Source organism: uncultured Lentibacter sp., from assembly GCF_937123735.1.
Lineage (GTDB): Bacteria > Pseudomonadota > Alphaproteobacteria > Rhodobacterales > Rhodobacteraceae > Lentibacter.
Genome location: NZ_CAKZKL010000024.1, coordinates 62,013 through 86,531 on the forward strand (window position 1 = coordinate 62,013; position 24,519 = coordinate 86,531).

The window sequence follows — 24,519 nt, forward strand, 5'->3', positions numbered from 1 at the left end:
CTTTCAACGATAGCGCCTGTTTGGCGAGACACTTTCAACAAATTTTATAAAATAAATCGTCCCGCCGTCTGCCATACTTGCCCAACAGGAAAGAGGATACCATGCCCTATATCGAAAGCATCAAGGTTTTCTGCCGCGTGGTTGAGCTTGGCTCAATCACCTCGGGAGGGCGGGATATGCGCCTCACACCCGCCGTCGCCTCCAACCGCATCAAAGAGCTTGAAAAACGCCTCGGCGCGCGCCTGTTTGACCGCACCACCCGCAAGCTGCGCACCACCGAGGCAGGCCAGCTCTTCTATGATCACGCCCGCAAGGTCATTGCGACCCTCGAAGATGCCGAAGCCGCCCTTGCAGGCTTCTCTGGCCAGCCGCGCGGCGCGTTGCGGGTTTCCGCACCGCTCGGGCTCGGTCAGCGCCTGCTCGCGCCCCTGGTGCCCGCCTTTGCAAAGGCCCACCCCGAGGTGCAGGTGCAGCTGCGCCTGTCTGACCGCAAAGTCGACCTGCTGGAAGACCGGCTCGACATCGCCTTCCAGCTCGGCAACCCACCTGACAGCAATTTCAAGCAACGCAAACTCGCGGAATGCCCCCGCGCACTTGTGGCCGCCCCGTCCTATCTCGCAGCGCACGGCGTCCCCAAAACCCCGCAAGCGCTGCTCGCGCACAATTGCCTGTTGCTGCGGTATCCACGCTCACCCGAGTATTTCTGGACCCTCGGCACAAAAGAAGGCCCGCTCAAACTCAATGTGCAGGGCCGCTTTGATGCCGACAGCTCCGATATCCTCACCGATTGGGCGCTCAAGGGCGAAGGCATCGCCAATAAGCCGCGCTTTGAAGTCGCCCAAGCGCTGGCGTCAGGCGCGCTTGTGGAACTGCTCGCTGAAACCCCGCCACTGCCCACGAGCCTTGTCTGCCTTTATCCGCACCGCAAACTCCAAGACCCAAAAGTGCGTCTCTTCATCGACCATGTCGCCGAAACGCTCAAACCCGCGCTCAAACGATTGGGCCTGTCCTGAGCCCTGACTTTCCTGAGCCCTGGCTTTTTCTTGGCAAAAATACTCGCAAGCGCCCTCGCCACAGGGCAAACCGGCCAGATCTTGCCCCTAGCTCAAGTAATCCAAAATGGGGCAATCCGGCCTCTCGTCTCCGCAGCAGGCTCCCACAAGCAGCTCCAGTTCAGCCGCCAGCTTTTCCAGCTCGCGCTGCTTGGTGCGGATGTCTTCCAACCGCGCCGCTGCAATCTGGCGCACCTCCGCGCTGCTGCGCGCGGCATCTTCATATAGCCCCAAAAGCTCGCGACACTGCGCAATCGAAAAGCCAAACCGCCGCGCACGGCCCACAAAGGTTAGCTTGCGCAGGCTCACATCATCATAGGCGCGATAGCCCGCCGCCGTGCGCGCCGCGGGCTCCACCAGCCCGATATCGGCATAATAGCGCACCGTCTTCACAGGCAGCCCCGCCGCCTTCGCCGCTCCCGAAATATTCATGGCACTCTCCGCTTGACCCGCCGGTTGCAAAAAGCCTAGCGCAAATCTGATCCAACTCAAAGCGCCTCAGCGCCGCGCCATCAGGCGGGCCATATCGAGCATTCGGCTGGAGAAGCCCCATTCGTTGTCATACCAGCCAAATACCCGCAGCAAGCCACCCACCGAGACGCTGGTTTCGCGCCCTGACAGGATGATGCTTTCAGGCCGCGCGCGCAGGTCGGTCGAAACAAGCGGCTGGATGATATAGCCAAAGAGCGGGCTATCCTTGGCCCGCGCTTCAAAGGCCGCGTTCACAGCGGCCACAGTGGCCGGCTTTGAGAGCTGCACCGCAAGGTCAATCGCCGAAACACTCGCCGTCGGCACACGCACCGCGCGCGCCTCGATCCGCCCCGCCAGCTTGGGCAGAACCACGTCAATCAGCTTGGCTGCGCTCGTCGTCGTCGGAACCATCGAGAGCGCCGCCGCGCGGCTGCGCACCAAATCGCCCCTCGGCTTGTCAATCGTCGGCTGGCTGCCCGTGTAGCAATGCACCGTGGTCATATGCCCGCTTTGAACGCCCCAGCCCTCGTCCAAAAGGCGCAAGAGCGGCGCAAGCGCATTGGTCGTGCAACTGGCATTGCTGACAATCCGGTGCGCGCCAAGCTGGGCTTCGTTTGCCCCCAGAACAACAGTCTTGTCCGCCGCCTCCGAGGGGCCGGAGATCAGCACAGCTTTCGCCCCTGCCTCAAGCCCACGCTCGGCCACCGCACGGTTGCCCGCCGCGCCCGTGCACTCCAAAAGCACATCCACACCGCTCAGATCCAGCGCGCGAATATCGGCCTCGGCATGAAACGGATAGCTCCGCGCCTCCACATCCAGCCGCTTATCGCCGTGCTCGACCTGGCCGGGAAACGGGCCGAAAATACTGTCATAAGCAAACAAATAGGCACAGCTCTCAAGCGGCGCGATATCGTTGATCAAAACGACCTCAAACTCACCCGCCCGCGCGCCATGCAACATCCTGAGGATCGAGCGGCCAATCCGCCCGAAGCCGTTGATCGCAATTCTGACAGGCGCTTGGGGCATCTCAGTGCTCGCTCTCGCTTGTGTAGCCCTGGCCCTCAAAATGCGGCTCCATCTGCGCCACAATCACGGCGTTCTCCGCCAGCGCCCGCGCCATCAGCGCGCGCTCTTCTTCCGGGATGTCATGGCCCAGCGCCTCGCGCTCTTCCAGCGTGCCATACCCCGTCACATCCAAAGGCGCGGTATCGGCCTGCTTGAGAATGGCCACGGTCTCGCGCACAGCCTCGGCCTCGTCCACACCGCTGGCGTAAATCACAAGTGCCGCGCCGGTCGCGCCCTTGGGCAGCCCGTCGCCTTCCTTGCGGCCAATCTCCACCAGCAGGGTGTAAACCTGCTGGGGCTTCTTGGCTTTTTTCTTCTTTTCGCTCTCTTCGGCCATCGCGCGGCTCCCTCGCTCACTTGCGCGCAGGCTTGGCGAAAGCCGCAAGCCAAGTCAACCCGCGCAAAGCGGCCCGCTCACACCAGCCCGTTGGCCTGCATCCACAAACCAACGCCAATCAATGCCGTCAATATCACCAGTCTCGCCATCGCGTTCTCTCCCTTGCTCAAGGTCTGAAACGCAAAACGCGGCAACTTCCGTCGCCGCGCCTTAAGGGTTTTCGCTGATAGAGCGATCAGTCCCTGAGCAACTCGTTGATCGAGGTCTTGGAGCGCGTGCGCTCGTCCACCCGCTTCACGATCACGGCGCAGTAAAGGTTCACGCCGTTCTTGCTCGGCATCGAGCCTGCCACAACAACAGAGCCCGCCGGCACTTCGCCATACATCACTTCGCCGGTTTCGCGGTCAACAATCTTGGTCGACTGGCCGATGAAAACACCCATGCCCAGCACAGAGCCTTCGCGCACGATGCAGCCTTCCACAACCTCTGAGCGCGCGCCGATAAAGCAGTTGTCTTCAATAATGGTCGGCCCCGCCTGCATCGGCTCCAAAACACCGCCAATGCCCACGCCGCCGCTAAGATGCACGTTTTTGCCAATCTGCGCACACGAGCCGACAGTCGCCCAAGTGTCCACCATCGTGCCGCTGTCCACATAGGCACCAATGTTCACAAATGAGGGCATAAGCACAACACCGGGCGCAATATAGGCGCTTTTGCGCACCACACAGTTGGGCACAGCGCGGAAACCTGCGGTTTTCCAGTCTTCGGCCTTCCAGCCCATGAACTTGCTGTCCACCTTGTCCCACCAGCCGCCGGCCTGCGGGCCGCCTTCCTGAATTTCCATATCCTTGATGCGGAACCCCAGAAGCACGGCTTTCTTGGCCCATTGGTTCACATGCCAGCTTCCGTCGTCCTGCTTCTCGGCGACGCGCAGCTTGCCGCTGTCAAGTGCCGCGAGCGTGTCTTCAATAGCGTCACGGGTCTCGCCCGTTGTCGCGGCGGTGATCGCGTCACGCGCCTCCCATGCCGCTTCGATTGCCGCTTCAAGCTGTGCATTTGACATCTGTGTCTCTCCAAATCGCCGGTTTCTAAACTTGCCTCTCCTTTAGCCGCCTTCTAAGTGCCGCGCAATCGCTTCGCCCGAACCGCCGCGCTGGCTGCGCCAATAGCGCGCAGAAGCCGCGCCACTGCCCGCCCTTGCCTTTGGCGCGCCCATATGCACATTGCCTCCCAGATAAATTCAGGAGGTCTTCATGCCCGTTCTTCGTTCCCGCACCAGCACCCACGGCCGCAACATGGCCGGAGCCCGCGGCCTCTGGCGCGCAACAGGCATGAAAGATGATGACTTCGGCAAACCCATCGTCGCCATTGTCAACTCCTTCACCCAGTTCGTGCCGGGGCATGTCCACCTGAAAGATCTGGGCCAGCTCGTGGCCCGCGAAGTGGAAAAGGCTGGTGGCGTCGCCAAAGAATTCAACACCATCGCCGTCGATGACGGCATCGCCATGGGCCACGACGGGATGCTCTACTCGCTGCCCAGCCGCGAGATCATCGCCGACAGCACCGAATATATGGTCAACGCCCATTGCGCCGATGCCATGGTCTGCATCTCCAATTGCGACAAGATCACCCCCGGAATGCTCATGGCCGCCATGCGCCTCAACATCCCCTGTGTCTTTGTCTCCGGCGGGCCGATGGAAGCGGGCAAGGTTGTCTGGGACGGCGAAGAAAAGGCAATTGACCTCGTCGATGCCATGGTCGCCGCCGCCGATGAAAACATGTCAGATGAGCAAGTCGAAGCGATCGAGCGCTCCGCCTGCCCGACATGCGGCTCCTGCTCGGGCATGTTCACCGCCAACTCGATGAACTGCCTCACAGAGGCCCTCGGCCTTTCCCTGCCGGGAAACGGCTCGGTCCTCGCCACCCACGCCGACCGCGAAGCGCTCTTCCGCGAAGCAGGCCACCGCGTCGTCGATCTCTGCAAGCGGTTCTACGAGGGCGAGGATTATTCCGTCCTGCCCCGCAACATCGCCAGCTTCAAAGCGTTTGAAAACGCCATGACGCTCGACATCGCCATGGGCGGCTCCACCAACACCGTTCTGCACCTCCTCGCCGCCGCCCACGAAGGCGAGATCGACTTTTCGATGCAGGATATCGACAGGCTCAGCCGCAAGGTTCCCTGCCTGTGCAAAGTCGCCCCCGCCAAAGATGATGTGCATATGGAAGACGTCCACCGCGCCGGCGGCATCATGGCCATCTTGGGCGAGCTTGACCGCGCTGGCCTCATCCACCGCGATCTGCCCACCGTGCACGCCCCAACCATGGCCGAGGCGCTGGCCAAATACGATGTGGCCCAAAGCACCGATGAAGCCGTGCACGAGTTCTACCGCGCAGCACCAGGCGGCGTGCCCACACAGGTCGCCTTCTCCCAAAACCGCCGCTACCCTGCGCTCGACCTGGACCGCAAAGAAGGCGTCATCCGCACCAAAGAACACGCCTTCAGCCAGGATGGCGGCCTCGCCGTGCTCTTCGGCAACCTCGCAGAAGATGGCTGCATCGTCAAAACAGCGGGCGTCGATGACAGCATCCTCACGTTCTCCGGCCCCGCCTATGTCTGCGAAAGCCAGGATCAGGCCGTGAGCGACATCCTCACAGGCAAGGTCACAGCTGGCGACGTGGTGGTCATCCGCTACGAAGGCCCGCGCGGCGGCCCGGGGATGCAGGAAATGCTCTACCCAACCTCCTACCTCAAATCCAAGGGCCTCGGCGCGGCCTGCGCCCTGCTCACCGATGGCCGCTTCTCGGGTGGCACATCCGGCCTCTCCATCGGCCATGTCTCCCCCGAAGCGGCCGAAGGCGGGCTCATCGGCCTCGTGGAGCATGGCGATCTCATCGAGATCGACATCCCCAACCGCACAATCAACCTTGCAGTCGATGACGCCGAGCTCAACGCCCGCCGCCGCGCGCAAGATGACAAAGGCTGGCAGCCCGCCAAAGAACGCAAACGCAAAGTCACAACCGCGCTGAAGGCCTACGCCTCCATGACGACCTCCGCCGCCAAAGGCGCGGTCCGTCAGCTCTAAAGCAAAGCCCCTGCACCTTTCTTATTGCTCGAAATATCCCAGGGGGGGATTCAAAAGCAGGGCTTTTGAATCAGGGGGACAGCGTCCCCCAACGGATCGGATTTGCAAAGCAAATTCGATCCTACAATGAAGCCTTCTGCCGCCCCTCGGTGTCAAAATTGCCCGGGTCCAACCAGCGCTCAAACCGCGCCTTCAAAGCAGGCCAAGCGCCGTCAATCACAGAAAGCCACGCCGTATCACGGTTGCGCCCCTTATAGACAACGGCCTGCCGGAACACGCCCTCAAAGGTGAACCCAAGCCGCTTGGCGGCAGCAACCGACGGCGCGTTCAAAGCATCGCATTTCCACTCATAGCGCCGGTAGCCAAGCGTCTCAAAAACATAGTGCATCATCAGATACATCGCTTCCGTGCTCATCGGCGTGCGCTGCATGAGCGGCGAAAAGTGGATAAATCCAACCTCAATCACCCCATTCGCGGGGTCGATCCTCAGAAACGTCGCATGGCCTACAGCACGCCCCTCACCGTTCAGCACGGTGAAATAGAGCGGGTCCGCACTGGCCTCAGCCGCGCTCAAGAACGCCAGGAAGTCCGCCTCGAACGCGTAAGGCCCAATCGGCAGATACGTCCAGTTCGCCCCCAAAGCATCCTGCGAAAACGCCTGCCAAAGCGCAGCGCCATGCGCCTCTGCGTCAAGCGGCACCACACTACAGAACCGCCCCGCCAGCCGCACGCGCTCTGGTGCAGGCCGCGGCAGCTCAAGCGTCACAGGCCAGCCCACAGGCTGGCCCATGTCGTTCACCCGCTTAGCCAAAGACCGCGCCCAGCGCCCCGTCCACCGCCTCGGTGATCTCGTCAATGACATCGGGCGTCGAAATCAACGCCGGCGAGAAACACAGCGTGTTGTTAAAGCCCGGAATCGAGCGGTTCGTCGCGCCGATGATCACGTTGCGCTTGCCGCATTCGGCCACAACCTGCGCCACCATCTTCTCGGCCACAGGCTCCTTGCTGGCGCGGTCCGCCACAAGCTCGGCCCCGCAGAAAAGACCAAGCCCGCGCACATCGCCGATAACCTTGTGCTTCTCCTGAAGCGCACGCAGGTTGTCCATGAAGCGCGCGCCCATCTTGGTGGTGTTTTCCAGCAGGTTCTCGTCCTCGATGATGCGGAAACACTCCAGCGCCGCCGCCGGCCCCGCCGTGCAGCCCCCGAATGTGGAAATATCGCGGAAGTAGTTGAGCGGGTCGGTGTCGTCGTCCTTGAACATCTCAAAAACACGCTCGTTGGTCACACAGCAGGCAATCGCGGCATAGCCCGAGGCCACACCCTTGGCCATGGTCACAAAATCAGGCTCGATACCATAGTGCTGATACCCGAACCACTCCGTGCCCGTGCGGCCCACCCCACAGACAACCTCGTCGATGTGCAAGAGAATGTCATACTTGCGGCACAGCTCCTGAATGAGCGGCCAGTAGCCCTCAGGCGCAGGAATCACCCCGCCCCCCGCTGTCACAGGCTCAAGGCAGAGCGCGCCGATGGTGTCCGCGCCTTCCGCCAGAATGACCTCTTCAATCGCCTTCACGCTTGCAGCGGCATAGGCCTCGCCCGTGAGGTCCCATTGTGCGCGATACTCCATGCAATGCGGCACGCGCACGAAACCGGGCGCGAAGGGGCCGTATTGGGCGTTGCGCTCGTCCTGACCGCCTGCCGACATCGCGGCAAGGGTGGAGCCATGATAATCGCGGTCGCGATACAGGATCTTGTATTTCTTGCCGCCATAGCGCTTGTGGCTGATCTGGCGCACCATCTTGAAGGCCTTCTCATTGGCCTCCGAGCCGGAGTTTGTCTGATAGACACGGCTCATGCCGGGCATCTTGCTGATCAGCTTCTCCGCAAACAAGGCGCCGGGAACAGAGCCCGCCGAGCCGGCAAAATAGGGCAGCTTGATCAGCTGGTCGCGCACCGCATTGGCAATGCTCTCGCGCCCGTAGCCCACATTGACAGTCCAGACTCCGCCCGACACCGCATCCAGCCACTCCTTGCCATGCTGATCCCAGACACGCATCCCCTTGCCTTCAATGATGACCCGCGGCTCACCCGTTTCAAACGGCTTGTGCTGGGTCAGGTGATGCCAGACATGCGCGCGATCCGCGTCAACAATATGGCTGATGTCATTGGGAGTAAGATTGCCGTCCATTTCAAGAAGCCTCCGTTCAGAGCGCAGATGTGCTCTGGTTTTGATCAAATTCTATGCCCAGAAGAGCGCTATTTTGTGCGAATCTGATAGGGCCAGTCCGTTTTGTCATATAAGACCAAAACCAACGAACACAGCCAGCCCGTTTTTTCAGCACAGCCAAGTTTTGTTGCGCAACAATAGGCCAAACCGGCCAAATACAGTTTTCCAGAAAGCTGAAAATACCGCGCATTCCACAAAATAACCGTTGAAGGGAATCAGCATTTAAGCCCTCATGCGGCCAAGGGGTGCGCCAAGGCGGGTGCGCCCTTTCCAAAACGCCCAAAATCCAGATCAACTGGAGGGCCGCGCCGCACAGGCGTGCAACACCAACGGGAGCTATTCCATGACACTCAAATCAACTCTTCTTTCTGCGGTCGCAGCTACAGCCATGATCACGGGAAGCCAGGCCTCTGCGCTTGATGAAATTACCGTTGCCTTCTTTCAGGAATGGCCCATGCCCTTCCAACACCACAAAGTCGCCGGCGCCTATGACGACGCCATGGGCGTTAAAGTCAACTGGCGTGCCTTTGGCTCGGGCACCGAAATGAGCGCCGCCATGGCCTCTGGCGACGTGCACATCTCGGTCAGCCAAGGCGTGCCGCCTTTCGTGGTGGCCACATCCGGCGGTCAGGACCTCCAGATCATTGATGTCGCCGTCAGCTATGCCGAAAACGATAACTGCGTGGTGGCCGAAGCGCTGGAAATCGATAAAACAAACGCCGGCGAGCTGGCCGGCAAGAAAGTCGCCGTGCCGTTGGGCACCGCCGCACACTACGGCTTCCTCAAGCAGATGAGCCATTTCGGCGTTGATGTCGGCTCGATGGAAGTGGTCAACATGAACCCACCAGAAGGTGCCGCCGCAATCGCGCAGGGCGCGGTAGATATGTTCTGCGGCTGGGGCGGCTCGCTGCGCCGTGCCAAAGAGCACGGCAATGTGCTCCTCACGGGTGACGAAAAAACAGCGCTCGGCATTCTGGTCTTTGACGTCACATCTGCCCCGGCAGGTTTTGTGGCCGAGAACGGTGATCTGGTCGCGAAATTCCTGAAAGTGACAGCTGACGCCAACGCCATGTGGGCCGATGAGGCCAACCATGCCAAAATGCTCCCCGTCATCGCCAAAGACGCGGGCATGGACGAGCAGGCCACGAAGGACACGATTGCAACCTTCACCTTCCCAACGGTTGACGAGCAGCTGGCCTCAGGCTGGCTCGGGGGCAACGCCCAGACCTTCATGAAAGGCGTCGCAGATGTCTTCCTTGAAGCCGGCAGCATTGACGCCGCACTGGACACCTATTCAGGCACCGTCAACACAGGCCCGCTGCAAGCCGCAAAAGGTATGTAAACCAACGGGCGCAGCAGGGCACAGGCCTTGCTGCGCACCCTCTCGCAAAAGCGGCGCACACCCTGCAATTTCAGGTGAATGGGCCATAAAAACAAGAGCCTCCGGCTCCGAAAGGCGGGCATGTCTACTCTTTCAATTGATAAAATTTCCATGCGGTTTGATCTGCCCAATGGCAGCCATGTGCAGGCGCTCAAAGATATTTCCCTGAACATCCAGTCCGGCGAGCTGATGAGCGTGCTGGGCCCCTCAGGCTGCGGCAAGACAACGCTTCTCAACATCATTGCAGGCTTCCTAGCCCCCACCGAAGGCAAGATGACCCTCAATGACCACCTGATCACAGGCCCCGACGCCGAGCGCGGCATGGTCTTTCAGCAAGGCGCTCTCTTTGAGTGGATGAGCGTGCGCGAAAACGTCAGCTTCGGCCCCCGCATGAAAGGCCAGAGCGAAGCCCAATGGCGCGACACGGTCGACCACCTGCTGGATATTGTCGGCCTCAAGGATTTCAAGGAAAAATCCGTCTTCGAGCTGTCGGGCGGAATGCAGCAGCGCGTGGCTCTGGCCCGCTGCCTTGCCAATGACCCCGACGTGATCCTGATGGACGAACCTCTCGGCGCGCTCGACGCGCTCACCCGTGAAAAAATGCAGGGGCTTGTGCTCAAGCTTTGGAAAGAGACCGGCAAAACCATCATCCTCATCACCCATTCGGTTGAAGAGGCCCTGTTACTGGGCGAGCGCCTGCTCGTTCTGGCCCCGCGCCCGGGACGCATTCACCGCGAATACCGCCTGCCCTTTGCCGATATGGGCGTGGGCCAAGACCTGCGCGAGGTGAAAAAGCACCCCGAGTTTGGCGAGAAACGCGAGGAAATTCTCAGCATGATCTGGGACATGGAAGAAGAAATCATGGGTCGTTCCGAGGAGGCAAGCGCATGACTGTCCTGCTGATCTATATCGCCCTGTTTCTGCTGGGCTTCTTTATCGTGCGGTTCGGCTTTGCCAGGATCATGGCGAAAACCGCCGATTTCACTTCGCTGAAGACAGTCACCTTCGGCGATGAAAGCGCCGTGCGGCCCGACCGCTGGGCAAGTGTGATCTCCGTCATTGCCATCTTCCTGCTCTGGGGGGCGTTCACCGGCTCCAAATGGGCGCCCATCCACGCCCCTGCCCCCTTCATCGGCGACACCGAATTGACCTACACGCTCGACGACGGCAACGGAAACACCGACAAAGCCACCATCACCCTGCGCGTTCACAAGTTCGGCGAAGACCCTGCCATGCCCGAAGTGGACGAGGGCGCAGGTTTTGCCAAAAATGATGCCGCGCTGGTCTCGGCGGGGCGCACAAAGACGGTCCTCTTTGACAAGAACGATGGCGCAAAACGCCGTGACGGGGCCAAAGTGATCGCAATTGATGGCCAACCCATCAGCATTGGCCAATCGGTCTTCGTGCGCGCCGGCGAGGTCTCCCTCACCGACAAGGGCGCCATCCAGATCACCCCGCCCGGCGGGATGCAAATGGAGCCAATCTGGCTGCCACCGCCCGAAAAAGTGATCGAGCGCTTCTTTGAAGTTGCCACCGAAGGCTATCAGGGCTTCACCCTCTGGGAACATCTGGGCTACTCGCTGTTCCGGGTGGTCGTAGGCTTCGCGCTCGGCGCGCTGGTGGGCATCCCGCTGGGCTATGCCATGGGTCTGTCCAACTGGTTCCGTGGCTGGTTTGATCCGATCGTCGAATTCATGCGCCCCGTTCCGCCCCTCGCTCTGATCCCGCTGGTGATCATCTGGTTTGGCATTGGCGAGGTTGGCAAAATCATCCTGCTGTTCCTCGCGGCGCTCTGGATCATGGCCATCGCCGCGCGGGCCGGTGTCTCCGGTGTGAACATCACAAAAGTGCACGCCGCCTATTCGCTCGGGGCCTCCAAATGGCAGCTCATGCGCCATGTGATCGTGCCCAATAGCCTGCCCGAAATCTTCACAGGCGCGCGCGTCGCCATGGGGGTCTGCTGGGGCACTGTTGTCGCCGCAGAACTTGTCGCCGCGGAAAAGGGGGCCGGTATGATGATCATGGTCGCCGCGCGCTTCCAGCTCACCGACATTGTCATCATGGGCATCATCCTCATCGGGATCATCGGCTACAGCATCGACATCCTGATGCGCGTGGCCGAGCGCCGCCTCGTGCCTTGGAAAGGCCGCTCCTAAGCCACGCGCACCTGCGCTCTAAGCCCCCGCACCGGCCGTGCGGGGGCTTTTCTATGGGCTGTGCGATCTGTGCTTATTGAGTTGCCCCCGCCCGGCGAAGCGCTAAGCTTGCGCCATGGAACCGCGCGCCAAAGCCCTTCTCACCTCGCTTTTTGACACCGCCATAACAGCGGCCGATCCCTTGCAGGCGCTGGCCAACCATTTGCCGCAGCCGCCCACGAGAGGCCGCACAGTGGTGATTGGCGCTGGCAAGGGGGCGGCACAAATGGCCGCCGCGCTCGAACAGCTCTGGCCCACGCCCCTGTCGGGCTGCGTGGTCACCCGCTATGGCTTTGGCGCGCCCACCCGCCAAATCAAAGTGCTCCAGGCCGCCCACCCGGTCCCCGATGCCGCAGGCCTCGCGGCCACAACAGCGCTCTTTGACCAGATCAAGGATCTCACGCCCCATGACCTGGTCATTGCACTGGTCTGTGGCGGCGGGTCTGCGCTGCTGGCCGCCCCCGCCGCCGGGCTCACGCTCAAGGATGAACAGACCCTCAATGAGGCGCTGCTGGCTTGCGGCGCGCCGATCAGCGCCATGAATGCCATTCGCAAGATGTTCAGCCGCGTGAAGGGCGGCCGCCTTGCCGCAGCCACACAGGCCCGCATGGTCAGCCTCGTGGTCTCCGATGTCCCGCGTGATGACCCGGCCGAAGTCGCCTCCGGCCCCACTGTGCCCTCCTGGTCCAACCGCGCCACCGCGCGCGCGGCGCTTGAACAGCACAAGATAACCCTGCCCGCACATCTGCTGCACCACCTCCAGACAGCCCCCGAGCCCCCGGTGCCCTCCGATCCGGTGTTTGCCAACCATGAGGTGCATGTCATCGCCTCTGCCGCACAGTCCCTCGCCGCTGCGGCACGGGTCGGCGCAGCCCGGGGCTGGCCCGTTGAGATCCTCGGTGACGATCTGGAAGGCGAGGCGCGCCGCCTCGGCGCGGCCCATGCCGCCTACGCCAAAGCCAGCATGGCCCCGCGCCTCATCCTCTCAGGCGGCGAAACAACAGTCACCCTCACAGGCCAGGGCCGCGGCGGGCGCAACAGCGAATACCTGCTGGCCTTCGCACTCGGCATTGACGGCGCGCCACAGATCAACGCGCTCGCCGCCGATACCGACGGAATCGACGGTTCCGAAGACAACGCCGGCGCCTTTGCCACAGGCCAAACCGCCGCGCTCATCCGCGCCGCCGGCACCGACCCGCTCAAAGCGCTCGCAGACAATGACGCCTACACAGCCTTTGCCGCCGCCCAAGCGCTGTTCACACCCGGACCAACCGGCACCAATGTCAATGATTTCCGCGCCATCCTTATCGGCTGGCCCCCGTGAAACGGGTCATGATCATCGGCAATGCAGCCGGCGGCAAATCCCGCCTCGCTCGGGCGCTGGCGCAAAAATACGCCCTGCACCACCATGCGCTAGATGATCTGCTCTGGCAGCCAAACTGGCAGCCCACACCGCCAGACCAATTTCAGGCCGCCCACAAAGCGCTCATCGCCCGCGACGCTTGGATCCTTGATGGCGTCGGCCCCTGGAGCAGCATCACAGCCCGCCTGGCGCGCGCAGATACCTTCATCCACATCGACTTGCCGCTTTCGCAACATCTCTTCTGGGCCACCAAACGCCAGATCAGCTCGCTTCTGACAGGCAAAGACGGCGCGCCACAGGGCTGCAAGCTCTGGAAAGCATCCCACAAGCTCTACCCCATGATGCTCTGGATGCACCGCGAGATGCGCCCGAAACTGCACAGGCTTGCGCTCACCGCCCCCAGCACATGCGCGACCCTTCACATAAAATCACGCGCAGATTTGGCCGCTGCCTGCCACTAGCAAAAAGCGCAGACCACTGCCCGCGCCTTTCGTCACCTCACCTGCCCGGGGGCCTAGTTACAGCGCTTTTCCGCGTCTTCCACAGCCGCCGTAAAGCCCGAGAGCGAAAAACTGTCCTTGGTCTGTGTGCCGCGCCCGGAGCGGGCGGTCAAAACCGCGTTGGAGCCGCGCTTGAGGGCCGCGACAATCTTGGCATCCTCTGCCGCCGATGCCGCCCAGGCCCATTCACCGTCCGTGAACAGCTCAAACACCGTGCCGTCAATGTTCATGGAAACCGTCGAGCCTTTCGCAAACGGGTAGCCCCCCGTGAAGGCCAGCTGCCCGCTCACCTGTGCCGCAGGGCGGAAAAAGGTCATCAACAGAATATCCCCCCGGCGCACCGCCACCTCGCGCCCATCCTTGGTGTTGACCGTTTCCTTGGGCGCACTCACCGCCCAACATTCCTTTGGGTTGCTGTCCGCAAACACCGCCCAGGCCGTCTTTGTGGCAACCTGGTTGTCGCTTGTCTCCTGCGCGTTTACGCCGCCAGCGCCCAATGCCAGAAAAACCGCACAAGCCATATTTTGCGCAAATCGTAATCCCATATTCTCCAGCCTCCAGCCGTCCGTTGCCTCAATTCCACCTGGCCCGCGGCTTTTGCCAATATTCTTTTCGGGCCGTTTTCCACTCGACATTGCGACATTACCCTGAAAACTGCCATATACGAAAGAGCAATTGGCGGAAAATCGCACAAGTTTTCGGGAGACAGACATGACCGCAGCAGTATCCATGGCCGAAATCTGGCGTGGCCCCTTTCTGGAAAGCCTCCACATGGGCCATGCCGTCGTCTGCGGGCCGGGCGGAGAGATCCTCGAAAGCTGGGGCGACCCAAACCTCACCGTGCTGCCGCGCTCTTCCTCCAAAATGCTGCAAGCCATGCCGCTGCTCGAGAGCGGCGCCGCAGATGCTTTTGGCCTCACCGGCGAACAGCTCGCGCTCGCCTGCGCCTCCCACCAGGGCGCACCCATCCACACCGATAGGGTGCAAAACTGGCTCAAGGATCTCGGCCTGACAGATGCCGATCTCAACTGCGGCCCCCAGGCCCCGCGTGATGAGGCCGACCTGATCAAGATGCACAAAACCGATGCCTCCCCCTGCCGCTACCACAACAACTGCTCCGGCAAACACGCGGGCTTTCTCACCCTGAGCCGCCACCTCGGCAGCAAAGACCCCCAATATGTCGCGCCAGATCACCCGGTGCAAAAGGCCTGCCGCGCCGCCTTTGAAGAGCTCACGCAAGAAACCAGCCCCGGCTACGGCATTGATGGCTGCTCCGCCCCCAACTTCGCAGCCACGCTGCATGGGGTGGCCCGCGCCATGGCCTTTTTTGCCGCCGCCTCCGATGGCGGCAACAGCCGCGAAAAAGCCGCCGCCCGCCTGCGCGACGCCATGCGCACATACCCCGAACTGGTGGCTGGCGAGGGCCGCGCCTGCACCGAGCTCATGCGCGCCATGAACGGCCGCGTGGCCCTCAAAACAGGCGCCGAAGCTTTCTTCATCGCCATCGTGCCCGAAAAGAAAATCGGCATTGCCCTCAAAATCGTGGATGGCTCCACCCGCGGCGCCGAATGCGCGATTGCCGCCATCCTGCTGCGGCTGGGCCTGCTTGATCCCAAGCATCCCGCCACCCTCAAACGCCTCAATGCGCCAATCCTCAACTTCGCCGGCGAAACAACCGGCCATATCCGCGCCGGCGCCGCCTTCGCCTGAACTGCCCCTGCTTCTTCTGGTCGCAAATACCTTGGGGTGAATTGGCCATGGGCCAAGAGGGGCAAAGCCCCTTCCCCCGCCCCAAATTCTGTGCCAACGTCAGCGCGTTCTCAGGGCGGGGTGAAATTCCCCACCGGCGGTAAAGCCTGCGGCGCAAGCCAAGGGCAAGCCCGCGAGCGGCTTTGAGTGTCCACGAACCGAAAACTGGGAACCGGTTTTCGGAAACTTTGTGGAACCACAAAAGGTGTCAGCAGATCCGGTGCAATTCCGGAGCCGACGGTCACAGTCCGGATGGGAGAGAGCAGCAAAAGCGATGTGGGCGCAGCCCGCAGCGCAAAGCTGTCCCTTTATGCTCTGGGCACGTGTCTAAAGCTGAAAGGAGTGACATCATGAACAAAGCACAGACACTGCCCCGCTACGCCTTTATCAAGGCCAGCTGGCACGCCAGCATCACCAGCCGCGCTCTGGAGGGGTTCACCCAGCGCATCCCCGCCGCACAGGTCGATGTCTTCGATGTGCCCGGCGCCTTCGAAATGCCGCTTCTGGCGCGCGATCTGGCCGCTTCAGGCCGCTACGCCGCCGTGGCTGCGGCGGCCCTCGTGGTCGATGGCGGCATCTACCGCCACGAGTTCGTCGCCCAAGCCGTGGTCGATGGCCTCATGCGCGCCGGGCTTGAGACAGGCGTGCCCGTGCTCAGCGTGTCGCTCACACCCCACCAGTTTCACGAAACAGAGCACCACATGGCGATCTTTGCCGAGCATTTCGTGCAAAAGGGCCGCGAAGCCGCCGAAGCCGCCCTGATGATCACAAAAACCCGCGCCAGCCTCGCTGCTTAGCGCCAAAAGGGGGCCGAGGCGCAGCCGAGGCCCCCACCGCGACGTGCCGTCAGGCACGGCGCAAAGCCTCTGTCACCGCCCCGGAATATCGTCCCGCGCGGCCGCAGGGGCCCAATTTTCGATAAGCTCCACCGCCTCTTGCGCTGTCTCCACAAACCGGAACAGGTCGAGGTCCTCGGGCGAGATCGTCCCGGCCTCCGCCAGCGCCTCCCAGTTGACAATCTTCTCCCAGAAGGCGCGCCCAAACAGCAGGAAAGGAATCCGCTTCATCCGCCCGGTCTGGATGAGCGTGAGCGATTCAAACATCTCATCCAGTGTCCCGAACCCACCGGGAAACACACAGACCGCATTCGCGCGCATCAAAAAGTGCATCTTGCGAATGGCGAAATAGTGGAAATTAAAGCACAGCCCCGGCGTCACATATGCGTTCGGCGCCTGCTCGTGCGGCAGCACGATATTGAGGCCGATCGAGTGTCCGCCCGCGTCCATTGCGCCACGGTTGCCCGCCTCCATCACACCGGGGCCACCACCGGTCACGATCACGTTTTCGCGCCCGTAACTCTGCATCGACTTTTCCGTCATCAGCCGCGCAAACGTGCGTGCCTCCTCGTAAAAGCGGCTCAGCTCCGCCAGCGTGCCGGTGCGCGCCCTGTCTTTCTGCGCAGGCTCCGGAATCCGCGCCCCGCCAAACAGAACGATGGTGCTCTCGATTCCCTTTTCGTTGAGCATCATTTCCGGTTTGAGCAGCTCCAGTTGCAGCCGCACGGGGCGCAGCTCGTCACGGCACAGAAAATCCTCATCCGCAAACGCCAGCCGATAGGCCGGCGCGCGGGTTTGCGGCGTATCGGGTATCTGCTCGGCGGTGTCGCGGTCGGTGTGGGCGTCCCGAAACCGTCTCTTGCTGTCATCAGTCATGCACTCATTCCCTACTTGAACCTCTGGCCAAGCCCTATAGGCTTTGGCGCTCAATGGCCAGTGACGGAGACGCGAGCCCATGCAGTGGAAACCACAGATCAGCGCCGCCGCCGCGCGCATCGCGCCCTATATCCAGACCACCCCCGTGATGCAGGTGCAGGGCTTCGGCCTGCCCTTTCCCGTCGAGCTCAAACTGGAGCAGCTCCAACATACGGGCAGCTTCAAGGCGCGCGGCGCGTTCAACACGCTGCTCTCTGGCCCCGTGCCCAAGGCCGGTCTCGTCGCCGCTTCAGGTGGCAATCACGGCGCTGCCGTGGCCTATGCCGCGCAGAGGCTCGGCCATAGGGCGCATATTTTCGTGCCCGACATGGCCGGCCCCGCCAAAATCGCCCTCATCGAGCGTACAGGCGCCCAGCTCACCGTGGTGCAAGGCGAATACGCCAACGCCGCCGAGGCCGCCGCCGAATATGAAGCCACCTCGGGCGCCATGCAGATCCACGCCTATGATGCCCCCGCCACGGTGGCGGGGCAGGGCAGCTGCATGGCCGAATGGGAGGCGCAGGGCCTCATGGCCGATACCGTGCTCATCGCCGTGGGCGGAGGCGGGCTGATCGCTGGCGCGCTCGGCTGGCTCGCAGGCGCGCGCAAGGTGGTGGCCGTCGAGCCTGAAACCTCCTGCGCGCTCCAGGCGGCCCTGGCCCAAGGCGGCCCCTGTGATGTGCAGGTCTCAGGCGTCGCCGCCAATGCGCTTGGCGCGCGCAAGATCGGCCAGATCTGCTATGATCTCGCCTGCCAGCACAGGGTGCACAGCGTGCTTGTGCCCGACGCCACCATCACAGCTGCGCAAAAAGCGCTCTGGCAAGAGCGCCGCCTGCTGGTGGAGCCCGCAGGGGCCACAGCCCTCGCGGCGCTGATGTGCGGCGCCTACCGGCCCAGCGCGGGCGAGCGGGTGGCCGTGCTGCTCTGCGGCGCAAACATCGCGCCCGACCCGCTCGGCTAACGTAAGTCCAGATTGCAACCCGCTTCAGTCCAGCCTAAGCTGAGGGCCATGGCGATTTCAGTTGAAACCTTCTTTCTCAACCCTGACGCTCAGGGAACGCTCCAAGCCCAGATCCAGCAGATGGTCGCTGAGGGCATTCTCTCGGGTCGGCTGCGCAAGGGCGAGAAACTCCCCTCCACCCGCAGGCTTGCGCAACACCTGCGCGTCTCCCGGATCACCGTCACCCTCGCCTATACCGAGCTTCTGGCCAACGACTACCTCAGCTCGCGCGGGCGCTCTGGCTATTTCGTCTCCGAGAATGCGCCAGAGCCCCCCAGCTTCCCGCCCCGTCCGGAGCCGCAAGATGCGCTGGATTGGTCGCGCGCCATAGGCCAGCGGTTTTCCGGTGGCACGCCCCATGTCAAACCGCGTGACTGGGCGCGCTTTCGCTTTCCCTTCATCTATGGCCAAACCGACCCGACCTTGTTTGACCACGCCAACTGGCGGCTCTGCGCTCTGCAAGCTCTGGGTCAGAAAGACTTCGAGCCGCTGACCTCGGATTATTACGATCAGGATGACCCGGAGCTGATCGAATTCATCGCCCGCCACACCCTGCCGCGCCGGGGAATCCTCGCAGAGCCAGAGGAAATTCTGGTGACAATGGGCGCTCAAAACGCGCTCTGGCTGGCCACGCAAGTTTTGCTCACCCAGCGCCGCACCGCCGCCGTGGAAGAACCTTGCTACCCTTCCCTGCGCAATATCCTCAGCCAATCCCGCTGCCATATTGCCCCTGTGGGCGTTGATGATGACGGCTTGATACCCGCCGACATCCCTGCCGAAACCGATGTCATCTTCACCACCCCGAGCCACCAGTGCCCCACAACCTCCACCATGCCCTTGGCCCGTCGCCGTGCCCTGCTCGAAAAGGCGCGCGCGGTGGGGGCAGTGATCGTGGAAGATGATTACGAGTTTGAAATGTCCTTTGATGGCGCCCCCTCGCCGGCGCTCAAATCGCTCGATGGCGATGGCCGCGTGGTCTATGTGGGCAGTTTCTCCAAATCGCTCTTTCCGGGGCTGCGGCTGGGCTATCTTGTCGGCTCGCGGCCCTTCATCCGCGAGGCCCGCGCGCTGCGCGCCTCGGTCCTGCGCCATGTGCCCGGCCACATCCAGCGCACCGCGGCCTATTTCTTGCGGCTGGGCCATTACGACGCTCTCATCCGGCGCATGTCAGGCGTTCTGGCCGAGCGCCGCCGGGTCATGAGCGAGGCCATGGCGCTGCATGGGCTGCACCTGGCCGGCAAGAGCGGCTCGGGCGGCTCCGCCTTCTGGATGCGCGCGCCCGAGGGGGTAGATACGGTCGCGCTGGCCGAAGCCCTTCAGGCCCGCTCGGTGCTGATAGAACCGGGCGCACCCTTTTTTGACAGCACCCATGCACCGCAAAATCTCTACCGCCTCGGCTACAGCTCCATCCCGGCTTCAAAAATACCAGACGGGGTGCAGATCATAGCCCAGACCCTCCGCAACTGGCCTTAAGCGCGTCAGCAAGCTGGCCCTAACCCCCGCCGCCCACCGCCCGTAATTTCAACCTGAAGCCTCAGCCTGCACCCGCAGCCTGATTCCCGGCCAATCCAGCAAGTCTTTCGGAGAAAATGCAGATGAAAATGACCACAGAAGAAGCCTTTGTGAAGGTTCTACAGCGCCACGGCATCCAACATGCCTTTGGCATTATCGGTTCGGCCATGATGCCTATCTCCGACCTTTTTCCCAAAGCGGGCATCACCTTCTGGGATTGTGCACATGAAGGCTCCGCCGGCATGATGAGCGACGGCTACACCCGCGCCACCGGCAAGGTGTCCATGATGATCGCCCAGAACGGTCCCGGCATCACCAATTTCGTCACCGCCGTGAAAACCGCCTATTGGAACCACACTCCGCTACTGCTGGTTACCCCCCAAGCCGCCAACAAGACAATCGGCCAGGGCGGCTTTCAGGAAGTCGAGCAGATGAAGCTCTTTGAAGATATGGTCGCCTATCAGGAAGAGGTCCGGGATCCTTCTCGCGTGGTCGAGGTGCTCACCCGCGTGATCTCACAGGCCAAGCGCCTCTCCGGCCCGGCCCAGATCAATATCCCGCGTGACTTCTGGACACAGGTGATTGACACCGAAATTGCCGATCCGATCGAATTCGAGCGCTCCCCCGGCGGCACAAACTCTGTTGCCGAGGCCGCAGCGCTGCTCAGCGCAGCCAAGAACCCGGTGATCCTCAACGGCGCAGGTGTCGTGCTCTCCCATGGCGGGATCGCCGCCTCCCAAGCGCTGGCCGAGCGCCTCGATGCGCCGGTCTGTGTCGGCTATCAGCACAATGACGCCTTCCCCGGCAGCCACCCGCTCTTTGCAGGCCCCTTGGGCTACAACGGCTCTAAGGCCGGCATGGAGCTGATCAAGGACGCCGATGTGGTGCTGTGCCTTGGCACGCGGCTCAACCCCTTCTCCACCCTGCCGGGCTACGGGATGGAATACTGGCCCGCAGAGGCCAAGATCATCCAGGTCGATATCAACCCCGACCGGATCGGCCTCACCAAGAAGGTCACTGTCGGCATCGTCGGAGACGCCGCCATGGTTGCGCAGGGCATCCTCGACAAACTGTCCGACACAGCCGGCGATGAAGGCCGCGCGGCGCGGCGTGACAAAATCGCCGAGACAAAATCCCGCTGGGCGCAGCAACTCTCCAGCATGGACCACGAAGACGACGATCCCGGCACCAACTGGAACGAGCGCGCCCGCTCTGACAAACCCGACTGGATGAGCCCCCGCATGGCCTGGCGCGCGATCCAGTCTGCCCTTCCGGCCGACGCGATCATCAGCTCCGACATCGGCAACAATTGCGCCATCGGCAACGCCTACCCAAGCTTCAACGAGGGCCGCAAATATCTCGCACCCGGCCTCTTCGGCCCTTGCGGCTACGGCCTGCCCGCGGTTGTCGGCGCCAAGATAGGCTGCCCGGATGTGCCCGTGGTGGGCTTCTCCGGCGATGGCGCCTTCGGGATCGCCGTCAACGAGCTGACAGCCATTGGCCGTGGGGAATGGCCCGCCGTCACGCAGGTGGTCTTCCGCAACTACCAATGGGGCGCGGAAAAGCGCAACTCCACACTCTGGTTTGATGACAACTTCGTCGGCACCGAGCTCGACACCCAGGTCAGCTATGCCGGAATCGCCTCGGCTTGCGGCCTCAAAGGCGTTGTCGCCCACACCCAGGAAGAGCTGACAGCCGCCCTCGCACAGGCCTGTGAAGATCAGAAAAAAGGGATCACAACCCTGATCGAGGCCATGATCAACCAGGAGCTGGGTGAGCCCTTCCGCCGCGACGCGATGAAAAAGCCGGTCCCCGTGGCTGGAATCTCCGCTGCTGATATGGTGCCGCAAAAGGCCGGATAGCGGTAGATTGCGCCACATACTTGTGATGTGTTCGCCCCATACTGCGGCGGACACATCCAAGAAAGGCACATCATGACAGAGCGTTACCCTTTCCTTTCCAAGGCCACGCCCCACGCGCCCGCGCGCCTTCTTGCACAGGCGCGCGCCCTGCCCGTGCCCCGCGTGGCCCTTGTCAACGCAGGCGCAGTCACGCCCCTTCTGGGTATTCGCGAAGCCGCCGAGGCGGGGCTGGCCGAGCCCGTCCTCATCGGCGACGAGGCCAAGATCCGCGCCGCCGCCAGCGAGATCGGCTATGACATCTCCGCCCTGCGCCTGATCCACGCCCCCCATGCCGAAGCGAGCGTCAAGGCCGCCGAGCTGGCGCGCAGAGGCGAGGTCAATACAATCATGAAAGGACAGGTTCACACCTCGACCTTTCTCAAAGGCTTGCTGCCCTCCGCCGCTGGCCTGCGCGCCGCTGGCACACGCTGCGGCCATGTTTTCCACATCACAGCCCCGGGCAGTGACCGCCCCCTCCTGCTCACCGATGCCGCCCTGAACGTCGACCCCAGCATTGAGACCCGTCAGGCCTGCCTGTCTCACGCGGTCTCCCTCGCGCAGACGCTGGGGATAGCCCGCCCCAAAGCCGCTCTTCTGGCGCCCTCGGAAGACGCAACACCCCAAATCACCAACACAATGGAAAGTGCCGCCATCGCCGCGTGGGCAGAAGCCAACCTGCCCCAAGCCGATGTCGCAGGCCCCATCGCGATGGACCTCATCCTGTCCAAGAAAGCCGCCGAGGTGAAAGGCTACACAAGCCCCGTGGCTGGCGATGCCGACATCATCGTCACCCCCAACATCACCACAGGCAACGCGCTCTTCAAGTTGATGGTGCTGGGCATGGGCTGCTGCGCGGGCGGCCTCGTTGTCGGCGCGCGCGTGCCGATCCTGCTCACCTCCCGCTCACAAGAAGCCGCCGCACGCCTCGCCTCTGCCGCCCTCGGCATGATTGCCGCCCACCAAGCCAAACAAGGCCAAAGCTGATGCTCCTCGTCCTCAACACCGGCTCCTCCTCGATCAAGCTCGCCGTCTTCAACACAGCGCTCGAGCTTCTCATCGAAGGCAATGTGTCCGGCGTTGGCGGCGCGGGCCGCATGGCACTGGGCGACACCCGAGAAGACGTCACCACCCAAAACCACAGCGCAGCGCTCGATTGTCTGCTCGCGGGCCTCCCCGCCCATGGCATCGCCCTGAGCGAAATCACAGGCGCGGCCCACCGCGTTGTCCACGGCGGCCAAACCCTCACGGCTCCCATCGCCATCACAGCCGAAACCCTCGCCCAGATCGAGGCCATGGTCCCGCTCGCGCCCCTGCACAACCCGCCCGCGCTCGCGGGCATTGCCGCCGTGGCCGAGCGCCTGCCGCACCTGCCCCAGTTCGCCAGCTTTGACACCGCCTTTCACGCCACCCAGCCCGAGGTTGCCACCGCCTACGCCCTGCCAAAGGCAGAGCGCGACAAGGGCATCCGCCGCTACGGCTTCCACGGCCTCAGCTACGCAGGCATGGTCCGCCAGCTCGGGGCCGGTCTGCCGCCGCGGCTTCTGGCCATGCACCTTGGCGCAGGCGTCAGTCTCTGCGCCATAAAAGATGGCCGCTCCATCGCCACATCGATGGGCTATTCGCCGCTCTCCGGCCCCACAATGGCCACCCGCACGGGCGATATTGATGGCATGGCCGTTCTCCGCCTCCTCCAGGATCACGGGCTGGATGCTGCCACAACCCTGCTCAACAAGGAAAGCGGCCTCCTCGGCCTGTCGGGCACAACAGCCGATATGCGCGCTCTGCTGGCCGACCCTGCGCCAGAGGCGGCCTTCGCCGTCAGTCATTTCGTCTATTCCGTGGTGCGTCAGGCCGGTAGCCTCATCGCGGCGCTCGAAGGTGTCGATGCCATCGCCTTCACAGGCGGCATCGGCGAGAACTCGGCGCCCATCCGCGAGCGCATCATGCAAGGGCTGGCGTGGCTTGGCGAAAAACCCGTGCACGTTGTCCCCGCCGACGAAGAACGCCAGATCGCTCAGGACGCAGACACCCTGATGGCCCGCCCATGAGCGCGCCTCAACACCCCCCTCAACTCATGGCCGACGTGACAGCCGTTGCCGCCACGATATCCGCCACGCTCGCCCCACGGCTCAAGTCGCAGACAGGCCGCGCAAACCCCTGCAAAAAGGGCCCCAAAGCCTGCGCCCCGGCCAGCTCTTGGCACAGCTTATATGCTATGTTGCCCGCATCCAGATCCGGGAAGATCAGCACATTGGCCGCGCCGGCGCCCAGCCCCTTCTTCGCGGCAATCGCCGCATTCAGCGCCGCGTCCGCCTGCACGGGGCCCAACACCCCGGCCAGGTCTGCGGCGCGGCGCACCCGCTCCACGCTCTCACCAGCACCGCTCGTGCCCGTGGAAAAAGACAGCATGGCCAGCTCGGACCGCCCCAAAAGCGCCCCGGCTGAAGCCGCCGAGGCCCGCGCGATATCTGCCAGCTCTTCCGCCGAGGGGGCCACATTCACAGCGCAATCCGCAAAGATCATCTCGCGCCCGTCCGCAAAGAGCATCACAAAGAAAGACGAGGCCGTCTTGACGCCCGCCGCTGGGCCTATTGCCATAGATGCCGCCTCAATCACCCGCCGGGTGGGGCTGTCTGCACCAGCCACCATGGCCTCCGCCTCGCCTGCGGCAACCATGGCCGCAGCGCGGTATAAGGGCTTGGCCAACAAGCGCCGCGCCATCGCCTCTTTCAGGCCCCGTTGGGCAACAAGCGCCGCAACCTGCGCCGCGCTCACCTCGGCCAGAGGCACAGGCTCGCATAGCCCTCGGGCCTTGAGCTGCACCATGGCCTCGGCCACCCGTGCATCTCCCGCCTCGGGAAAAACAATCCGCCGTGGGCGCGCCTGCGCCGCGGCATATATTTTTTCTAAAAATTTCATGTATGCCTC

At 62.8% G+C, this 24,519-nt stretch carries 23 protein-coding genes and 1 riboswitch; of the genes, 14 read left to right on the forward strand and 9 right to left on the reverse strand.

Going from position 1 to position 24,519, the window contains the following annotated elements; all coding sequences use genetic code 11:
• The first annotated feature begins 101 nt into the window (after window positions 1-101).
• A complete protein-coding gene (locus tag Q0478_RS05535) occupies window positions 102-1,013 on the forward strand; it encodes a LysR family transcriptional regulator (RefSeq protein WP_298676975.1) in 912 nt (303 codons plus the stop codon).
• Between the two features lie 87 nt (window positions 1,014-1,100).
• Here Q0478_RS05535 and Q0478_RS05540 read toward each other — a convergent pair whose 3' ends face one another.
• The 4 genes from Q0478_RS05540 to dapD all read right to left on the reverse strand — a co-directional run bounded on the left by Q0478_RS05540 (window position 1,101) and on the right by dapD (window position 3,988).
• Window positions 1,101-1,484, reverse strand: coding sequence for a MerR family DNA-binding protein (locus tag Q0478_RS05540; RefSeq protein ID WP_298676977.1), 384 nt, complete (start codon window positions 1,482-1,484; stop codon window positions 1,101-1,103).
• A 66-nt stretch (window positions 1,485-1,550) separates the two neighbouring features.
• Window positions 1,551-2,549: a glyceraldehyde 3-phosphate dehydrogenase NAD-binding domain-containing protein gene (locus Q0478_RS05545; protein ID WP_298676978.1), complete on the reverse strand. Its 999-nt coding sequence runs from the start codon at window positions 2,547-2,549 to the stop codon at window positions 1,551-1,553.
• A 1-nt stretch (window position 2,550) separates the two neighbouring features.
• Window positions 2,551-2,925, reverse strand: coding sequence for a hypothetical protein (locus Q0478_RS05550; RefSeq protein ID WP_298676980.1), 375 nt, complete (start codon window positions 2,923-2,925; stop codon window positions 2,551-2,553).
• Window positions 2,926-3,160: 235 nt separating this feature from the next.
• Complete coding sequence (gene dapD / locus Q0478_RS05555; RefSeq protein WP_298676982.1) at window positions 3,161-3,988, reverse strand: 2,3,4,5-tetrahydropyridine-2,6-dicarboxylate N-succinyltransferase; 828 nt, start codon at window positions 3,986-3,988, stop codon at window positions 3,161-3,163.
• Between the two features lie 190 nt (window positions 3,989-4,178).
• On the opposite strand from dapD, the gene ilvD reads away from it, so the two are divergent.
• Window positions 4,179-6,008: a dihydroxy-acid dehydratase gene (gene ilvD / locus Q0478_RS05560; RefSeq protein ID WP_298676984.1), complete on the forward strand. Its 1,830-nt coding sequence runs from the start codon at window positions 4,179-4,181 to the stop codon at window positions 6,006-6,008.
• A 121-nt stretch (window positions 6,009-6,129) separates the two neighbouring features.
• Here the strand turns inward: ilvD and Q0478_RS05565 are convergent, their stop codons facing one another.
• Both Q0478_RS05565 and Q0478_RS05570 read right to left on the reverse strand, forming a co-directional pair.
• The gene (locus tag Q0478_RS05565) at window positions 6,130-6,819 is read right to left on the reverse strand and encodes a GNAT family protein (RefSeq protein ID WP_298676986.1); all 690 of its coding nucleotides are present in this window, start codon (window positions 6,817-6,819) and stop codon (window positions 6,130-6,132) included.
• A complete protein-coding gene (locus Q0478_RS05570) occupies window positions 6,812-8,200 on the reverse strand; it encodes an aminotransferase class III-fold pyridoxal phosphate-dependent enzyme (protein WP_298676987.1) in 1,389 nt (462 codons plus the stop codon). Before Q0478_RS05570 ends, Q0478_RS05565 begins: the two co-directional genes overlap by 8 nt.
• A 382-nt stretch (window positions 8,201-8,582) precedes the next feature.
• Between Q0478_RS05570 and Q0478_RS05575 the strand changes: the two genes are divergently transcribed.
• From Q0478_RS05575 to Q0478_RS05595, 5 genes are all read left to right on the forward strand, one after another.
• Window positions 8,583-9,581, forward strand: coding sequence for an ABC transporter substrate-binding protein (locus Q0478_RS05575; protein WP_298676989.1), 999 nt, complete (start codon window positions 8,583-8,585; stop codon window positions 9,579-9,581).
• A gap of 120 nt (window positions 9,582-9,701) precedes the next feature.
• Window positions 9,702-10,511, forward strand: a complete 810-nt coding sequence (locus Q0478_RS05580; RefSeq protein WP_298676991.1) for an ABC transporter ATP-binding protein — start codon at window positions 9,702-9,704, stop codon at window positions 10,509-10,511.
• Window positions 10,508-11,776 (forward strand): ABC transporter permease, encoded by a 1,269-nt coding sequence (locus tag Q0478_RS05585; protein WP_298676993.1) that lies wholly within the window; start codon window positions 10,508-10,510, stop codon window positions 11,774-11,776. Before Q0478_RS05580 ends, Q0478_RS05585 begins: the two co-directional genes overlap by 4 nt.
• A gap of 115 nt (window positions 11,777-11,891) precedes the next feature.
• Window positions 11,892-13,139 carry a glycerate kinase gene (locus Q0478_RS05590; RefSeq protein ID WP_298676994.1) on the forward strand — a complete coding sequence of 416 codons (1,248 nt, stop codon included), beginning with the start codon at window positions 11,892-11,894 and terminating at the stop codon, window positions 13,137-13,139.
• Window positions 13,136-13,639: a hypothetical protein gene (locus Q0478_RS05595; RefSeq protein ID WP_298676995.1), complete on the forward strand. Its 504-nt coding sequence runs from the start codon at window positions 13,136-13,138 to the stop codon at window positions 13,637-13,639. Before Q0478_RS05590 ends, Q0478_RS05595 begins: the two co-directional genes overlap by 4 nt.
• 53 nt (window positions 13,640-13,692) lie before the next feature.
• On the opposite strand, the gene Q0478_RS05600 is transcribed toward Q0478_RS05595, so the two are convergent.
• Window positions 13,693-14,199, reverse strand: coding sequence for an invasion associated locus B family protein (locus Q0478_RS05600; RefSeq protein WP_298677118.1), 507 nt, complete (start codon window positions 14,197-14,199; stop codon window positions 13,693-13,695).
• A gap of 190 nt (window positions 14,200-14,389) precedes the next feature.
• Between Q0478_RS05600 and Q0478_RS05605 the strand changes: the two genes are divergently transcribed.
• A complete protein-coding gene (locus tag Q0478_RS05605; RefSeq protein ID WP_298676996.1) occupies window positions 14,390-15,388 on the forward strand; it encodes an asparaginase in 999 nt (332 codons plus the stop codon).
• Between the two features lie 102 nt (window positions 15,389-15,490).
• Window positions 15,491-15,695: riboswitch (FMN riboswitch) on the forward strand.
• 82 nt (window positions 15,696-15,777) lie between these two features.
• Window positions 15,778-16,224, forward strand: coding sequence for a 6,7-dimethyl-8-ribityllumazine synthase (locus Q0478_RS05610; RefSeq protein ID WP_298676998.1), 447 nt, complete (start codon window positions 15,778-15,780; stop codon window positions 16,222-16,224).
• A 72-nt stretch (window positions 16,225-16,296) separates the two neighbouring features.
• On the opposite strand, the gene Q0478_RS05615 is transcribed toward Q0478_RS05610, so the two are convergent.
• The gene (locus Q0478_RS05615) at window positions 16,297-17,139 is read right to left on the reverse strand and encodes a TIGR00730 family Rossman fold protein (RefSeq protein WP_298677000.1); all 843 of its coding nucleotides are present in this window, start codon (window positions 17,137-17,139) and stop codon (window positions 16,297-16,299) included.
• Between the two features lie 79 nt (window positions 17,140-17,218).
• Between Q0478_RS05615 and Q0478_RS05620 the strand changes: the two genes are divergently transcribed.
• The 5 genes from Q0478_RS05620 (at window position 17,219) to Q0478_RS05640 (ending at window position 23,639) form a co-directional block, all read left to right on the forward strand.
• Window positions 17,219-18,139, forward strand: coding sequence for a threonine/serine dehydratase (locus Q0478_RS05620; protein WP_298677002.1), 921 nt, complete (start codon window positions 17,219-17,221; stop codon window positions 18,137-18,139).
• 48 nt (window positions 18,140-18,187) lie between these two features.
• Window positions 18,188-19,651 carry a PLP-dependent aminotransferase family protein gene (locus Q0478_RS05625; RefSeq protein ID WP_298677003.1) on the forward strand — a complete coding sequence of 488 codons (1,464 nt, stop codon included), beginning with the start codon at window positions 18,188-18,190 and terminating at the stop codon, window positions 19,649-19,651.
• A gap of 122 nt (window positions 19,652-19,773) precedes the next feature.
• Window positions 19,774-21,552 (forward strand): sulfoacetaldehyde acetyltransferase, encoded by a 1,779-nt coding sequence (gene xsc / locus Q0478_RS05630; protein WP_298677005.1) that lies wholly within the window; start codon window positions 19,774-19,776, stop codon window positions 21,550-21,552.
• A 72-nt stretch (window positions 21,553-21,624) separates the two neighbouring features.
• A complete protein-coding gene (locus tag Q0478_RS05635) occupies window positions 21,625-22,575 on the forward strand; it encodes a phosphate acyltransferase (protein WP_298677007.1) in 951 nt (316 codons plus the stop codon).
• On the forward strand, window positions 22,575-23,639 hold the full coding sequence (locus Q0478_RS05640) for an acetate kinase (RefSeq protein WP_298677008.1): 1,065 nt from the start codon (window positions 22,575-22,577) through the stop codon (window positions 23,637-23,639). Before Q0478_RS05635 ends, Q0478_RS05640 begins: the two co-directional genes overlap by 1 nt.
• A gap of 19 nt (window positions 23,640-23,658) precedes the next feature.
• Here the strand turns inward: Q0478_RS05640 and Q0478_RS05645 are convergent, their stop codons facing one another.
• Window positions 23,659-24,510 (reverse strand): phosphate acyltransferase, encoded by an 852-nt coding sequence (locus Q0478_RS05645; protein ID WP_298677010.1) that lies wholly within the window; start codon window positions 24,508-24,510, stop codon window positions 23,659-23,661.
• Between the last annotated feature and the right edge of the window lie 9 nt (window positions 24,511-24,519).

What these genes read in the sequence shown, in the direction of transcription:
- Q0478_RS05535 (WP_298676975.1), top strand. Translation starts at nt 102, where the DNA reads ATGCCCTATATCGAAAGCATCAAGGTTTTCTGCCGCGTGGTTGAGCTT.
- Q0478_RS05540 (WP_298676977.1), bottom strand. Translation starts at nt 1,484, where the DNA reads ATGAATATTTCGGGAGCGGCGAAGGCGGCGGGGCTGCCTGTGAAGACG.
- Q0478_RS05545 (WP_298676978.1), bottom strand. Translation starts at nt 2,549, where the DNA reads ATGCCCCAAGCGCCTGTCAGAATTGCGATCAACGGCTTCGGGCGGATT.
- Q0478_RS05550 (WP_298676980.1), bottom strand. Translation starts at nt 2,925, where the DNA reads ATGGCCGAAGAGAGCGAAAAGAAGAAAAAAGCCAAGAAGCCCCAGCAG.
- dapD (WP_298676982.1), bottom strand. Translation starts at nt 3,988, where the DNA reads ATGTCAAATGCACAGCTTGAAGCGGCAATCGAAGCGGCATGGGAGGCG.
- ilvD (WP_298676984.1), top strand. Translation starts at nt 4,179, where the DNA reads ATGCCCGTTCTTCGTTCCCGCACCAGCACCCACGGCCGCAACATGGCC.
- Q0478_RS05570 (WP_298676987.1), bottom strand. Translation starts at nt 8,200, where the DNA reads ATGGACGGCAATCTTACTCCCAATGACATCAGCCATATTGTTGACGCG.
- Q0478_RS05575 (WP_298676989.1), top strand. Translation starts at nt 8,583, where the DNA reads ATGACACTCAAATCAACTCTTCTTTCTGCGGTCGCAGCTACAGCCATG.
- Q0478_RS05580 (WP_298676991.1), top strand. Translation starts at nt 9,702, where the DNA reads ATGTCTACTCTTTCAATTGATAAAATTTCCATGCGGTTTGATCTGCCC.
- Q0478_RS05585 (WP_298676993.1), top strand. Translation starts at nt 10,508, where the DNA reads ATGACTGTCCTGCTGATCTATATCGCCCTGTTTCTGCTGGGCTTCTTT.
- Q0478_RS05590 (WP_298676994.1), top strand. Translation starts at nt 11,892, where the DNA reads ATGGAACCGCGCGCCAAAGCCCTTCTCACCTCGCTTTTTGACACCGCC.
- Q0478_RS05600 (WP_298677118.1), bottom strand. Translation starts at nt 14,199, where the DNA reads ATGGCTTGTGCGGTTTTTCTGGCATTGGGCGCTGGCGGCGTAAACGCG.
- Q0478_RS05605 (WP_298676996.1), top strand. Translation starts at nt 14,390, where the DNA reads ATGACCGCAGCAGTATCCATGGCCGAAATCTGGCGTGGCCCCTTTCTG.
- Q0478_RS05610 (WP_298676998.1), top strand. Translation starts at nt 15,778, where the DNA reads ATGAACAAAGCACAGACACTGCCCCGCTACGCCTTTATCAAGGCCAGC.
- Q0478_RS05615 (WP_298677000.1), bottom strand. Translation starts at nt 17,139, where the DNA reads ATGACTGATGACAGCAAGAGACGGTTTCGGGACGCCCACACCGACCGC.
- Q0478_RS05620 (WP_298677002.1), top strand. Translation starts at nt 17,219, where the DNA reads ATGCAGTGGAAACCACAGATCAGCGCCGCCGCCGCGCGCATCGCGCCC.
- Q0478_RS05625 (WP_298677003.1), top strand. Translation starts at nt 18,188, where the DNA reads ATGGCGATTTCAGTTGAAACCTTCTTTCTCAACCCTGACGCTCAGGGA.
- xsc (WP_298677005.1), top strand. Translation starts at nt 19,774, where the DNA reads ATGAAAATGACCACAGAAGAAGCCTTTGTGAAGGTTCTACAGCGCCAC.
- Q0478_RS05635 (WP_298677007.1), top strand. Translation starts at nt 21,625, where the DNA reads ATGACAGAGCGTTACCCTTTCCTTTCCAAGGCCACGCCCCACGCGCCC.
- Q0478_RS05640 (WP_298677008.1), top strand. Translation starts at nt 22,575, where the DNA reads ATGCTCCTCGTCCTCAACACCGGCTCCTCCTCGATCAAGCTCGCCGTC.
- Q0478_RS05645 (WP_298677010.1), bottom strand. Translation starts at nt 24,510, where the DNA reads ATGAAATTTTTAGAAAAAATATATGCCGCGGCGCAGGCGCGCCCACGG.